The 13,015-nt window shown below is 63.3% G+C and carries 12 protein-coding genes; 6 read left to right on the forward strand and 6 right to left on the reverse strand.

Going from position 1 to position 13,015, the window contains the following annotated elements; all coding sequences use genetic code 11:
• Nucleotides 1–22 precede the first annotated feature (22 nt).
• From D3878_RS11230 to D3878_RS11250, 5 genes are all read right to left on the reverse strand, one after another.
• The gene (locus tag D3878_RS11230) at nt 23–838 is read right to left on the reverse strand and encodes an ABC transporter ATP-binding protein (protein ID WP_119785537.1); all 816 of its coding nucleotides are present in this window, start codon (nt 836–838) and stop codon (nt 23–25) included.
• Between the two features lie 38 nt (nt 839–876).
• Nucleotides 877–1,800 (reverse strand): nitrate ABC transporter permease, encoded by a 924-nt coding sequence (ntrB, locus tag D3878_RS11235; protein WP_119785538.1) that lies wholly within the window; start codon nt 1,798–1,800, stop codon nt 877–879.
• 21 nt (nt 1,801–1,821) lie between these two features.
• On the reverse strand, nt 1,822–3,072 hold the full coding sequence (locus D3878_RS11240) for a CmpA/NrtA family ABC transporter substrate-binding protein (RefSeq protein WP_119785539.1): 1,251 nt from the start codon (nt 3,070–3,072) through the stop codon (nt 1,822–1,824).
• A 286-nt stretch (nt 3,073–3,358) separates the two neighbouring features.
• The gene (locus D3878_RS11245; RefSeq protein ID WP_119785540.1) at nt 3,359–4,576 is read right to left on the reverse strand and encodes a CmpA/NrtA family ABC transporter substrate-binding protein; all 1,218 of its coding nucleotides are present in this window, start codon (nt 4,574–4,576) and stop codon (nt 3,359–3,361) included.
• A gap of 246 nt (nt 4,577–4,822) precedes the next feature.
• The gene (locus tag D3878_RS11250) at nt 4,823–5,467 is read right to left on the reverse strand and encodes an ANTAR domain-containing response regulator (RefSeq protein WP_119785541.1); all 645 of its coding nucleotides are present in this window, start codon (nt 5,465–5,467) and stop codon (nt 4,823–4,825) included.
• Nucleotides 5,468–5,581: 114 nt separating this feature from the next.
• On the opposite strand from D3878_RS11250, the gene D3878_RS24645 reads away from it, so the two are divergent.
• Nucleotides 5,582–5,707: a hypothetical protein gene (locus D3878_RS24645; protein WP_274381909.1), complete on the forward strand. Its 126-nt coding sequence runs from the start codon at nt 5,582–5,584 to the stop codon at nt 5,705–5,707.
• 26 nt (nt 5,708–5,733) lie between these two features.
• Here D3878_RS24645 and D3878_RS11255 read toward each other — a convergent pair whose 3' ends face one another.
• Nucleotides 5,734–6,495 carry a DeoR/GlpR family DNA-binding transcription regulator gene (locus D3878_RS11255; protein ID WP_119785542.1) on the reverse strand — a complete coding sequence of 254 codons (762 nt, stop codon included), beginning with the start codon at nt 6,493–6,495 and terminating at the stop codon, nt 5,734–5,736.
• Between the two features lie 169 nt (nt 6,496–6,664).
• Between D3878_RS11255 and glpD the strand changes: the two genes are divergently transcribed.
• The 5 genes from glpD (at nt 6,665) to D3878_RS11280 (ending at nt 12,978) form a co-directional block, all read left to right on the forward strand.
• The gene (gene glpD, locus D3878_RS11260) at nt 6,665–8,281 is read left to right on the forward strand and encodes a glycerol-3-phosphate dehydrogenase (RefSeq protein WP_119785543.1); all 1,617 of its coding nucleotides are present in this window, start codon (nt 6,665–6,667) and stop codon (nt 8,279–8,281) included.
• A gap of 89 nt (nt 8,282–8,370) precedes the next feature.
• Nucleotides 8,371–9,222 (forward strand): phytanoyl-CoA dioxygenase family protein, encoded by an 852-nt coding sequence (locus D3878_RS11265; protein ID WP_119785544.1) that lies wholly within the window; start codon nt 8,371–8,373, stop codon nt 9,220–9,222.
• On the forward strand, nt 9,219–10,817 hold the full coding sequence (locus D3878_RS11270; RefSeq protein WP_119785545.1) for an AMP-binding protein: 1,599 nt from the start codon (nt 9,219–9,221) through the stop codon (nt 10,815–10,817). Before D3878_RS11265 ends, D3878_RS11270 begins: the two co-directional genes overlap by 4 nt.
• The gene (locus D3878_RS11275; protein ID WP_119785546.1) at nt 10,814–11,749 is read left to right on the forward strand and encodes a phytanoyl-CoA dioxygenase family protein; all 936 of its coding nucleotides are present in this window, start codon (nt 10,814–10,816) and stop codon (nt 11,747–11,749) included. The genes D3878_RS11270 and D3878_RS11275 overlap by 4 nt, the downstream gene beginning before the upstream one ends.
• Nucleotides 11,750–11,757: 8 nt before the next feature.
• Entirely contained in the window at nt 11,758–12,978 is a 1,221-nt protein-coding gene (locus D3878_RS11280) for a serine hydrolase domain-containing protein (RefSeq protein WP_199688147.1), read from the forward strand.
• Nucleotides 12,979–13,015: the final 37 nt, after the last annotated feature.

A 13,015-nucleotide genomic window follows, 5' to 3' on the forward strand; every position in this document is an offset into this window, starting at 1 on the left:
GCATCGCGCACGATCTATCCATCTACGCCGCTTCCTTCATCGCCGGATGCGCCTGCCGGTGATACAGGAATTCCAGCACCGCGGTGCGGTAGGCCATGTACTGCGCATCCTGCGCCAGCGCCACGCGTTCGCGCGGACGCGCCAGGTTCACCTCCAGGATCTCGCCGATGGTCGCCGCCGGCCCGTTGGTCATCATGACGATACGATCCGACAGCAACACCGCCTCATCGACATCATGGGTCACCATCACCACGGTGGAGCCGGTCTTGGCGACGATCTTCAGCAACTCGTCCTGCAGGTGTGCGCGGGTCAGGGCATCCAGCGCGCCGAACGGTTCGTCCATCAGCAACACCTTGGGTTCCATCGACAGTGCGCGGGCAATGCCGACGCGCTGCTTCATGCCGCCGGAAATTTCATGCGGACGCTTTTGCTCGGCGTGGGTCAGGCCGACCAGCGCCAGCGCCGCACGGGTGCGCTCCTTCAATTGCGCCTTCGATTCGGCGGCACCGAACACCCGCTCGACCGCCAGATAGACGTTTTCAAAGCAGGTTAGCCACGGCAAGAGCGAGTGGTTCTGGAACACCACGCCGCGCTCCGGCGATGGTCCGCTGATTTCGCGGTTGGCGCACAGCAGCGCGCCTTCGGTCGCCGTCAGCAGCCCGGCGATCAGGTTCAGCAAGGTCGACTTGCCGCAACCGGAGTGGCCGATCAGCGTGACGAACTCGCCCTTCTTGACTGTCAGGTTGATGTCCTTGAGTGCGTGGAACACGCCCTTCTTGGTGGTGAACGACATTTCTGCCTGGGTGATCTCGATAAACTTGTTGTTCAGCTTGTCCATGATGGTTTCCTCTTTCAGTTAGGGTCAGCTGCGCACGCTTAGTTGCGTACATCTTCATAGGTGAATGCCTTGGCGATGGCGACCAGCGCCTGCTCCAGCAGCAGCCCGACCACGCCGATGGCGAAAATCGCGATGATGATATGCGGCACGTTCAGGTTGTTCCACTCGTCCCAGACCCAGAAGCCGATCCCCACGCCGCCGGTCAGCATTTCAGCGGCAACGATCACCAGCCAGGCAGTGCCGATCGACAGGCGCACGCCGGTCAGCATGTATGGCAGCACGGACGGAAACAGGATCTTGGTGACGATCTTCCACTCGGACAGATTCAGCACCCGCGCCACGTTCATGTAGTCCTGCGGCACGCGCTGCACGCCGACGGCGGTATTGATGATCATCGGCCAGATCGAGCAGATGAAGATGGCCCAGATCGAGGCCGGGTTGGCAGCTTTGAACACCAGCAACCCGATCGGCAGCCAGGCCAGCGGCGACACCGGCTTCAAAATGCTGATGATGGGGTTGAACATGCCGGACAAAAACTTGAAGCGACCAATCATGAAGCCCATCGGGATGCCGACCAGTGCGGCCAGGCCGAAGCCGGTGCCGACACGCTCCAGCGACATCAGGATGTTCCAGCCGATGCCCTGGTCGTTCGGGCCGTTCTGGTAGAACGGATCGGAAAACAGCACGATCGCGGCCTTCAGCGTCACCAGCGGCGTCGGGATACCGCTGCTTTTGGCGGCAACGATTTCCCAGATCAGGACCAGCAACGCCAGGCCGAGGATCGGCGGCAGCACCGCCAGCAGGAAAGGCTTGAACGAGATTTTCCGGCCATTGCTCTGGACCTGTGCAGCAGCGACTGCTTGCGCTTTTTCCGCAACGGCGGGCTTGACCGCCCTGGCGGGCGGCGATTCGGCAACCGGCACTGCCGGTTCGTTCATTCGGGTATTCATAACTGCGCTCATGATGACTCCAGATAATGTAAATCAGGCTTTGATCTTGAAACCGTCGGCGTACTTGGCCGGGTTCTTGCCGTCCCAGACCACGCCGTCGATCATCTTGCTGGTGCGCATGACATCCTTGGGGATGCTGACTTTCATCGCCGATGCCGCTTCCTTATACAGGTCGACCTTGTTGATCTGCTTCGCCACGGCCAGGTAGTCCGGATGGTCCTTGATCAGGCCCCAGCGCTTGTGCTGGGTCAGGAACCACATGCCGTCGGACAGGTAAGGGAAATTGACCTGGCCATCATTGAAGAACTTCATGTGGTTCGGGTCGTCCCAGGTCTTGCCCAGGCCATTCTGGTAACGGCCCAGGATGCGCTGGTTGATGGCGTCGACGCTGGTGTTGACATAGGACTTCTGCGCCACGGTTTCAGCCATCTTCAGCTTGTTCTGCAGGCCGGCATCAATCCACTTGCCGGCTTCGATAATGGCCATCATGACTGCGCGCGCGGTATTCGGATGCTTGTCGACGAAGTCGGCGGTGGTGCCCAATACCTTTTCCGGATGGTCTTTCCAGATATCCTGGGTGGTGGCGGCGGTGATGCCGATGCCGTCCATGATGGCGCGGTGGCCCCAGGGTTCGCCGACGCAGAAGCCGTCCATGTTACCGACGCGCATGTTGGCGACCATTTGCGGCGGCGGCACGGTGATCGCCTTGGCATCCTTGAAGGGATCGATGCCGGCGGAAGCCAGCCAGTAATACAGCCACATGGCGTGGGTGCCGGTCGGGAAAGTCTGGGCGAAGGTATATTCGCGCTTTTCGTTGGCCATCACCTTGGCCAACGAGGGGCCATCGACCGCGCCCTTGTCCGCCAGCTTTTTCGACAGCGTAATGGCCTGGCCGTTGTGGTTCAGGTTCATCAGCACCGCCATGTCTTTTTTGGGACCAGACACGCCCAGGTGCACGCCGTAGACCAGGCCGTACAGCACGTGCGCCATGTCGAGCTCGCCATTGACCAGCTTGTCGCGCACACCGGCCCAGGACGCTTCTTTGGTCGGGATGATCTTGACGCCGTACTTCTTGTCGAAGCCCAGCACAGAGGCCATCACCACCGAGGCGCAGTCGGTCAGCGGAATGAAGCCGATCTTGACCTCTTCCTTTTCCGGCTTGTCGGAACCGGCCGCCCACACGCCGCCCATGGCCAGGCTGCCGAAGGCGCCCGCTGTCATGACTGCGCCGGCTTTCAAAATGGAACGGCGCGAGATGTTGGTGCTGTCGTCTTGCTTTGTCATGCTGCTCTCCCTGGGATGGAATACAAATCCGAAAATCCAAATAAAAAAAGGTGCCCGGCCGCTGCGGAAAAATCCCGCACGACACGGACACCTTTGTCCCGGACCATCCCGACCATCGTTGGTCGGAATAATCGTTGATTGCTGCGCCATCATTGGCGCTTGTCTACCTTAATGCAATTGACGTGCCAGCCAGAAGCGCCGCATTTCCCCGGATGCCACCATACTGGCGAACATTTTTTTGCGCCATTTGCGTGCACACGCATCAAAATGGCGCGACCCGACTCCCTCAAGCCGCACAGGCATGACGGATAGCGAAGCCATCGGCATAGGCGGCCGGTGCGCTGCCGTCCCACACCACGCCATCGACCAGGGTGCTGCTGCGCATCGGATTATCGGGCACGGCAACGCCGGCCATGGCCGCCGCTTCGCAGTACAAATCGATCCTGTTGATCCCCTGCGCCACGCCGAGGTAATCCGGATGTTCTTTCAGCAAGCCCCAGCGCTTGTGCTGGGTCAGGAACCACATGCCATCGGACAGGTAGGGAAAATTCACTGCACCATCCTGGTGGAATGCCATGCAGTTCGGATCGTCGTGGCTGCCGCCGGTGCCGTCGCTGTAATGGCCGAGCATGCGTGGGCTGATCACATTGACCGAGGTATTGACATAGGCCTTGCCGGCGATAGTCTCGGCCGCGCGCAGCTTGTTGGCCGCCGAAGCATCGATCCAACGGCTGGCTTCCAGCACGGCCGCCGTCAGCGCGCGCGCGGTATTCGGGTAGCGGCGCACGAATCCGGCGCTCGCGCCCAGCACTTTTTCCGGATGACCCGGCCAGATGTCCTGGCTGGCGGCAGCGGTGATGCCGACGTTATCGGCGATCGCGCGATGATTCCATGGCTCGCCGGCGCAAAAGCCGTCGATATTGCCGAGCGCCATATTAACCACCATTTGTGGCGGCGGCACAGTCACCACGCGCACATCGCGCAGCGGATGCATGCCGTGTGCGGCCAGCCAGTAATACAGCCACATGGCGTGGGTGCCGGTGGGGAAAGTATGGGCAAAGGTATACGTGCCGTAATGACGTGGCTCCTGCTTGATCAGCCTGCCCAGCGATGCGCCGTCGCGCGCGCCCTTGCCGGCCAGGTGATTCGACAAGGTGATCGCCTGGCCATTCCGGTTCAAGGTCATCAAGACCACCATGTCACGGCGGGCGCAGCCGATCCCCAGGTGCACGCCATACACCAGGCCGTACAAGGCTTGCGCAGCATCCAGCTCGCCACTGGCCAGCTTGTCGCGCACGCTGGCCCAGGACGCTTCCCGGGTCGGCACGATCGATATGCCGTATTTCTTGTCAAACCCGAGGATCGACGCCATCACCACGGAGGCGCAATCGGTCAGCGGCATGAAGCCGATCCGGACTTCCTGCTTTTCCGGACGATCGGAGCCGGCGGTCCAGGCGCCTGCGGCGGGCGATCCACCCAATCCACCCAATGCGTGTTTTGTCATTACTGCTCCTGCTGATAGGCTTTTGCGCGGAAAAACAAAAAGGCATCCTGCCAGCGAGCATGGCTCTGCTGGCAAAGACGCCTTTGTCCTGGCTGCGCAACCGACGTTGGCCGCGCGGCCATCATTTATTCATCGTAATTCCAGTGCAATCCGCGTGCCAGCCCTGATCGCCACAATTTGCACGCATTCGTGGCAATTTCCGCTCGTCGATGCACAACTCCTGTGCAGAGTCTGCTAAAAGACGGCTCAACCGAGCAGATCGGCAACGTCCAGGATGCGTTGGGCAAGGTCGGACAGTTTCAGGTTCTTGTCCATCGCCAGGCGTCGCAACTTTGCATAGGCTTCCGGTTCACTCAGCTTGTGCCGCTCCATCAGCAGCCCCTTGGCGCGCTCGATGGTCTTGCGCTCGGCCAGCTTGAGTTTGGTATCAGACAATTCGGCGCGCAGCTTCTGGTCGGCATTGAAGCGCGCCAGTGCCACATCCAGCACCGGCTTGACACGTTCGGCATGCAGTCCGGCCACCACATAGGCCGACACGCCCGCATCCATGGCTGCCTCCATGCTCGATTTGTCGTCATCCTCGGTAAACAGCACGATCGGCCGGCGGGCATCGCGGGTAGCTACCACCACGTGCTCGAGCACGTCGCGGGCGTCCGACTCGGCGTCGATGATGATCATGTCCGGCTGCAGCTGGGCGACCCGTTCCGGCAGGTGCATGTCGGCCGGGAACACGGCAATGATGTTGTAGCCTGCTTCCAGCAGGCCGATGCGCAAGGCGCGCGCGCGTTCGGCGGCCGCCCAGGCGGCCTCGTTGTGCTCGTCTTCCGGCGGCACCACGCTATTGACCACGACGATGCGCAGCGATCGGAGTTCGTTGGTTGAAGCCTGCATGTTTATCAGATTGCCAATTGTTTACGTGGTCGGGACGCCGACCACGGCAGATTACGCGACAATCTCACGCAAGAATCGCACCAACCCGCACCCACTTCACATCCCCTGCTCCCCATGCCTGTCCTCGGCATAGAATCCTCCTGCGATGAAACCGGCGTCGCCTTGCTGGGCTCGGGCGGCCATACGCAATTGATGCGGGTCGATGACGTCGGCCTCACGCGCGCGTACACGCCTGGTTGATCTCTCGGGCACCGTCGCGGGTTGAACTACGGCGCCACCACCACTTCCACTCCGGCCTCCTCCAGCACGCTTGCCATCGCGGCCGACGGCGGCGCGTCGGTAAACAGCACGTCAACCTGCGACAGGTGGGCCATGCGCACCAGCGCCTGCCGGCCGAACTTGTCGCGGTCCGCCACCAGCCAGACCGCGCGCGACTGTTCGATGATGGCTTGCGCCACCTTCACTTCGCGCGGGTCGAAGTCGCGCAGCGTGCCGTCGGAATCGATGCTCGAGATGCCGATGATGCCGATATCGACCTTGAACTGGCGGATGAAATCCACCGTGACTTCGCCGATGATGCCGCGGTCGCGGTTGCGTACCACGCCGCCGGCAACGATGACTTCGCATTTCGGGTTGTCGGCCAGGATCGCCGCCACGTTCAGGTTGTTGGTCACCACGTGCAAGTCCGGGTGGTGCGCCAGCGCGCGTGCCACTTCCTCGGTGGTGGTGCCGATGTTGATCAACAGCGAACAGGCGGGCGGCACGCGGGCGGCGACGACGGCGGCAATACGTTGCTTGGCGTCGCTGTTCATGACCTGGCGCTGGTTGTAGTCGATGTTTTCGACCGAAGACGGCAGGCCGACGCCGCCGTGATAGCGCGTCAGCAGCTTGGCTTCCTCCATTTGCTTGACGTCGCGCCGAACGGTTTGCGGCGTCACACTCAGTTGGCGCGCCAAGTCTTCCACCGACACCGTGACTTGGGCGCGCACATGTTCCAGCAATCGGCGCTGACGCGGATTGAACGTCATTTCAGCTCCTTTTCCGTTTCTTTTGTTCGTTTAATTGCATTTAATGAAACCCACTGAACTATATCGAACTCAAATGATCATTTTATCGTTGACTTGTGTTCGTATCATATCGTATCTTCTAGTGCAGAGACAAACACAGGCGGCATAGCCGGCTTTTCACACAAGCACAATGCAACAAGCATCCCATCACATTGAGTGCGACCTGCTGGTCGTCGGCGGCGGCATCAACGGCGCCGGCATTGCGCGCGACGCCGCCGGACGCGGCCTGTCGGTATTGCTGTGCGAGAAGGATGACCTGGCCTCGCACACCTCCTCGGCCTCGACCAAGCTGATCCACGGCGGCCTGCGCTATCTCGAACACTATGAATTCCAACTGGTCCGCAAGGCGCTGATCGAACGCGAGGTACTGCTGCGGGCAGCGCCGCACATCATGTGGCCCTTGCGCTTCGTCATGCCGCATGAGTCCAGCCAGCGCCCGGCCTGGATGATACGTGCCGGCCTGCTGATGTACGACCTGCTGGCGCGGCGCGAATTGCTGCCCGGTTCGCGCGGCATCGACCTGCGCCGCCATCCGGCCGGCGCCCCGCTGCGCGCCGGCTTCTCGCGCGGCTTCGAGTATTCCGACGGCTGGGTGGACGACGCCCGGCTGGTAGTGCTGAACGCGATCGACGCCGCCGACAAGGGCGCCAAGATCATGCCCCGCTGCCGCTGCGAAACCGTGGAGCGCCACGCCGACCATTGGACCGCGGCGCTGCGCACCGCCGATGGCCGTGCGCTGACGGTGCGCGCGCGCGCACTGGTCAACGCCGCCGGGCCGTGGGCTGCGCAATTCCTGCAGGCTTCGGTGCGCCAGCAATCGAACAAGGCGCTGCGCCTGATCAAGGGCAGCCACATCGTCGTGCCGCGCCTGTTCGACCATCCTTACGCCTACATTTTTCAGAATTCGGACGGCCGCATCGTATTCGCCATCCCGTATGAGCGCGAGTTTACGTTGCTCGGCACCACCGACCTCGATTATCGCGGCAGTCTCGACCAGGTCGCGATCGAGGAGGGCGAAGTGGATTACATCTGCGGGCTGGCCAACCACTATTTCGAGAAGCGCATCACGCCGGCCGACGTCGTCTGGTCCTATTCCGGCGTGCGTCCGCTATTGGAAGATGAATCGGCAAACGCTTCGGCCGTGACGCGCGACTACCGCCTCGAATTCGATGCCGGCGATAGCCACGGCAAGCGCGCGCCGCTGCTGTCTGTATTCGGCGGCAAGATCACGACCTTCCGCAAGCTGGCCGAGGAAGCCGTTGATCGGATCGCACCGGCCCTGGGCAACCATCGGGGCGCCTGGACCGAGCATGCCTGCCTGCCGGGCGGCGACCTGTATGGCGAGCGGCCGGCGAACCGCTCGGTACTGGAGTTCGATCGCTACGTGCAGGATCTGCAGAAACTGTATTCCTGGCTGCCGGCGCCGCTGGTCGCGCGCTATGCGCGCGCCTACGGGACCCGCATCCATCTGCTGCTGACCGGCCGTACCGCGCCGGACCAGATGGGCGAGGAAATCGCGCCCGGATTGTTCGCGGCCGAGGTCGAATACCTGGTCGCGCACGAATGGGCCGCTACCGGCGCCGACATCCTGTGGCGGCGCTCCAAGCTCGGCCTGCATCTAGAACGGGGCGTCGAGCCCCTGCTGAACGCCTGGATCGCGGCCCGCATGCCCGACCTGCGGCGCGCCGCAGGCGCACCCTGCCCCGCCGGTGCGAATGCCGGCTTGAGCGCCCCGGCCAAGGTTTGAAGCAGCCACGACGCGACAGGATTGAAAAAAACGATGAGGGGCCGACCGGTGCAGGTCGGCCTCGGCAAAACAAACGGAGACGAGCGAATATGCCAAGCGCTGAACAATTGAAGGATTACCGCGAACGTTTCGACCGCGACGGCTATGTCGTGCTCGAACGCCTGATCGACCCTGCCGTCGTCAAGGACCTGATTGCGGCGCTGCTGCGGGTCGAGGCCGAACATGGTTTCGGCTATGCCAAGACTTCCTTCGAAGGCTTCAAGACGGTGCGGATCAACAATCTGCTGGTCTATGACGAACTGTTCTGGCAAGTCGCCTTGCAGCCCGACATCCTGCAATTGAGCGAATCCATCCTCGATCCGGAACTGCTGCTGTCGTCGCTGTGCACCCTGACGCTCGACCCCGGCCAGCAGGAGCAGCCGCTGCATGAAGATACGCAGTTGCTGCCGTTGCCGCGCCCGCGCGCGCCGATCTCGGTCAATGCGATCTGGGCCTTGAGCGACTTCACCGAAACCAATGGCGCCACGCAAATCGTTCCGGGCAGCCACAAGTACGACAGCCCGCCGAAATACGGCAGCGAGGTCAAGACCGTTGCAGCCACCATGCCGGCCGGCAGCGTCATGCTGTTCGACAGCGCGCTCTGGCACAAGGGCGGCGCCAATTCGAGCCAGGAACGGCGTTATGCGCTGTCCTGCTATTACTGCGCCGGCTGGATGCGGCAGCAGGAAAACCTGCAGCTCGGCATTCCGCGCGAAATCGCCGCACGCTTCCCGACCCGCTTGCAGCAGCTCTGCGGCTACAGCATCTACAAGGGGCAGTTCGGCCACATCGACAATCAGGACCCGATCACCCTGCTGGGCAAGGAGCGCGTCAAGCGCACGGTCTGGGAAGAGACCGACCTGCGCATCGCCAACAAGCTCGCTGCCAAGTCCGCGCAATGAAACACCTGCTTCCGGACAGCGGCGGCTTGCCGCGCATTCCCGCCTCGGTCGTGCACATGCTGGCCGAGGCCGCGCGCGAGCGCCCCGAGGCGGCCGCCATCAGCTTTGAAGGCACGCGGCTGAACTACCGGCAGTACGCGGCGGCCGTGGCAGCGCTGGCGGCAAGCTGGCGCCAGCGCGTCGGTCCCGGCCAGCGCGTGGCGCTGGTGATGCAAAACTCGCTCGACCTGGCCATCGCAACCTATGCCGTGCATGCCTTGCGCGCGCAGGTGGTGGCGCTGAATCCCGGCTATAGCGCGAGGGAACTGAGTTTCATGCTGGACGATGCCGCGCCCGGCATGGTGGTGCATGACCAGACGGCGAAAGCCGATATCGCCGCATGCTGCCCGGGCCTGCCCGCCGAGCGCTTCATCGCCACCTCCGGCGGCGCCTCGTTTGCCGCACTCGCGGAGCAGGCGCATGCCCTGCCCGAGGACTTGCCCGGCCATGACGACCTGGCGACGCTGCAATACACTGGCGGCACCACCGGACGCCCCAAGGGCGTCAACATCAGCCACCGCCATCTGGCTTTCAATCTGGCGCAGCGCGAAGCCCTGCTGCCCACGCAATACGGCGCCGAAACCGTCCTGTGCGTGATGCCCCTGTTCCATGTATCGGCCGTGGCGATGTCGCTGCACCTGGCATGCTACGCCGCCTCGGAACTCATCGTTCACCGCCGCTTCGACGCCTCGGCGGTGTTGCAGACCATCGGCAGCCGGCGCGTGACCTCGTTTTCCGGCGCCCCGGCGATTTACCACAGCCTGGCTGCACATCCGGAGCTGCCCGGCGCCGATCTGCGCAGCCTGCGCGCCTGTTATTCGGGAGCGGCGCCGCTGCCGCAGGAAGTCCTGCGGCGATGGGAAGAACTCACCGGCTGCCCGATCCTCGAAGGCTATGGCATGAGCGAGGCCGGCCCTTGCATGACCTACAACCCGGCGCGCGGCGTGCGCAAGCCCGGCTCGGTGGGCTTGCCAGTGCCCGCCAGCAAACTGCAGATCGTCGCCATCGATGATGCCTCGCGCGTGCTGGCGCCGGGCGAAGCCGGCGAGATCCGCGTGCGCGGGCCGCACGTGAGCGCGGGCTACCGCAACCGCCCGGACGAGACCGCCGCCGTCTTGCGTGACGGCTGGATGCATACCGGCGACATCGCCTGCATGGATGAGGACGGCTACGTTTTCATCAAGGGCCGCAAGCACGACACCATCAATGTCGGCGGCTTCAACGTCTATCCGCGCGAGATCGAGGAAGTCCTGCTGTCCCATCCCAGCGTGCGGGAAGCCGCCGCCTTTGGCGTGCCCCACCCCCGCTACGGCCAGGTGGTGCATGCCTGGGTGGTCGCCGATCCGGGTGCCGCGCCGCTCGTCGAAGCCCTGCTCAACCATTGCGCCGCGCAACTGGTACGCTACAAGATTCCGCACGCCATCGGCTTCGCCCCCGGGCTGCCCAAGACTGGCGTCGGCAAGCTGGCGCGCGGCGAACTGCGCGCGGTGCCGGCGACTGCCGAAACGACAACCAAGCAACATGTTCAACCAGAAGCTCAAAAGGAGATGCAATGACTGGTCAAATTGATATCAAGGCGGTGACTCAGCAGCTTGCTGAAGAGGGTTATGCCGTCATCGAAAACGTGCTCTCGAAAGAGCAACTGGAACTGGCCCGCAAGCGTGTCGCGGAACTGATGGAAAAGGAGCTGGCGCAGCCCTTCCATCCCACCGAGGGCACACCGGCCGAGGACGAAGCGGAGATCTCCGCCTATTACAAGAAGTCCTACGACATCAGCGATGCCGAAGCCGAACGCATGGTCGCGCGCGTGCGGTATTACCGCCACCAGAACGCCGACACGCGCTGGCCGGTGCCGTTCAACAAGGTGTCGAAGAATCTCATTCCTCTGCCGACCCTGTTCGACCAGGACAAATCCCAGCGCGTCTGGAACCTGATCAACAAGGCGCCCGACCTTGCTCCGCTGGTCGAGCATCCCGTGGTGCTGTCGATGGTGCGCCACATCCTCGGCCAGGATTGCAACCTGCACGACTTCCAGTCGACCAGCATCGGGCCGCACACAGGCGGCGGCTCGTGGCACGTCGATGCGCCGCTCGGCCAGATTGCCGAACCGCTGCCCGAATTCCCGCTGACGATCCAGAACGTCTGGCTGCTGGATGACTTCACCGAGCATAACGGCGCTACCCGCGTCATGCCGCGCAGCCACAAGCTGCGCAAGTCTCCGCCCTGGGGTAGCGATCCAATGGAAGGTGAGGTCACCCTCACCGCGCCGGCCGGGTCGGTTGCCATCTGGCTGTCCAACACCTGGCATCGCTCCGGCCAGAACACCACCGACAAGCCGCGCCGCGCCATCCTTTGCAATTACAACCTGTCCTGGTTGCGGGGCTTCTGCGACTTCACCTCGACCTTGTCGCCCGAAGTCGCGGCGGGCTTTTCCAACGATGTGCGCTACCTGCTCGGCTACTCCGCCTACGCGCCGAAAACCCGCTGAGAATGAACGTGCAAGCACTCACTGAATCCACCCTGCATGCATTGAGCGCCGACCCGCGTCATCTCGTCGCGGGCTGGTGCGCGCCGCGGTTCGAAGGCGTGCGCGACGCTTTCATTGAAAATTTCATCGGCGGCGGCGAACTGGGCGCCTCGCTGGCGATCGAGATCGACGGCGAACCGGTGGTCGATCTCTGGGGCGGCTATGCCGACACCAGCCAGCGCCCCTGGTTGCGCGACAGCCTGTCGGTGGTGTTTTCCAACACCAAGCCGGCAACCGCCTTGTGCGCCCACCTGCTGGCGCAGGACGGCCTGCTCGACCTCGACCGGCCGGTGCATCACTACTGGCCGGCTTTCGGTGACAGCGCGCGGCGCACGATCACGCCGCGCATGTTTCTCGATCACAGCGCCGGCTTGCCGGCCTTGCGCGAAAAGCTCCCGGATGGCAGCGTGTTCGACTGGGATGCCATGGTCGGCCGGATCGAGCGCGAAGCGCCGTTCTGGGAACCGGGCACCCGTGTCGGTTACCACGGTTTGACCTTCGGCTGGCTGGTGGGAGAGTTGGTGCGCCGGGTGTCCGGGCTGTCGCTGGGCGAATTCTTCCAGCAGCGCATCGCGCTTCCCCTGCAGCTCGATTTCTGGATCGGCTTGCCGCAGGAGCACGAAGAGCGGGTGGCCGCCATCGTGCCGGCGCCGCCGGCCGCGCAGCCGCGCAATGCCTTCGAAGCCATCGTTGCCGAGCAGCCGGACAGCATTGCCGCGCTGTATTTCCGCAATACCGGCGGCTGGCGGCCGAGCGGATTCAACAAGCGGATCGGCCATGCGGCGCAAATCCCGGCAGCCAACGGAATCAGCAACGCGCGCAGCCTGGCGCGCCTGTATGGCACGCTGGCCATGGATGGCGCGCGCGGCGATCTGCAACTGATCGACCCACAGCGCTTGAAGGATGCGACCGAGATTTCCTCGGCCACCCATCTCGATGCCTGCCTGCAGGTGCCCACCCGCTTCGGCGCCGGCTTCCAGCGCAGCATGGACAACCGTGCGCGCGGCTGCGATAGCGCGGTGCTGGGCGACGATGCCTTCGGCCATGTCGGCGCGGGCGGCTCGGTCGCCTTCGCCTCGCCGCGGCATCGCATGGGTTTTGCCTACACGATGAACCAGATGGGCGCCGGCGTTCTGTTGAATAGCCGCGCCGAGCGCCTGATCGCCGCCGCTTACCGGGCGCTGGCTTGATCGGATTTGACTGGAATTGATCGGAATTCTTGACACC

The sequence above is a fragment of the Noviherbaspirillum sedimenti genome (genome assembly GCF_003590835.1).
Classification (GTDB): Bacteria; Pseudomonadota; Gammaproteobacteria; order Burkholderiales; family Burkholderiaceae_D; genus Paucimonas; species Paucimonas sedimenti.

What these genes read in the sequence shown, in the direction of transcription:
- D3878_RS11230 (WP_119785537.1), bottom strand. Translation starts at nt 838, where the DNA reads ATGGACAAGCTGAACAACAAGTTTATCGAGATCACCCAGGCAGAAATG.
- ntrB (WP_119785538.1), bottom strand. Translation starts at nt 1,800, where the DNA reads ATGAGCGCAGTTATGAATACCCGAATGAACGAACCGGCAGTGCCGGTT.
- D3878_RS11240 (WP_119785539.1), bottom strand. Translation starts at nt 3,072, where the DNA reads ATGACAAAGCAAGACGACAGCACCAACATCTCGCGCCGTTCCATTTTG.
- D3878_RS11245 (WP_119785540.1), bottom strand. Translation starts at nt 4,576, where the DNA reads ATGACAAAACACGCATTGGGTGGATTGGGTGGATCGCCCGCCGCAGGC.
- D3878_RS11250 (WP_119785541.1), bottom strand. Translation starts at nt 5,467, where the DNA reads ATGCAGGCTTCAACCAACGAACTCCGATCGCTGCGCATCGTCGTGGTC.
- D3878_RS24645 (WP_274381909.1), top strand. Translation starts at nt 5,582, where the DNA reads ATGCCTGTCCTCGGCATAGAATCCTCCTGCGATGAAACCGGCGTCGCC.
- D3878_RS11255 (WP_119785542.1), bottom strand. Translation starts at nt 6,495, where the DNA reads ATGACGTTCAATCCGCGTCAGCGCCGATTGCTGGAACATGTGCGCGCC.
- glpD (WP_119785543.1), top strand. Translation starts at nt 6,665, where the DNA reads ATGCAACAAGCATCCCATCACATTGAGTGCGACCTGCTGGTCGTCGGC.
- D3878_RS11265 (WP_119785544.1), top strand. Translation starts at nt 8,371, where the DNA reads ATGCCAAGCGCTGAACAATTGAAGGATTACCGCGAACGTTTCGACCGC.
- D3878_RS11270 (WP_119785545.1), top strand. Translation starts at nt 9,219, where the DNA reads ATGAAACACCTGCTTCCGGACAGCGGCGGCTTGCCGCGCATTCCCGCC.
- D3878_RS11275 (WP_119785546.1), top strand. Translation starts at nt 10,814, where the DNA reads ATGACTGGTCAAATTGATATCAAGGCGGTGACTCAGCAGCTTGCTGAA.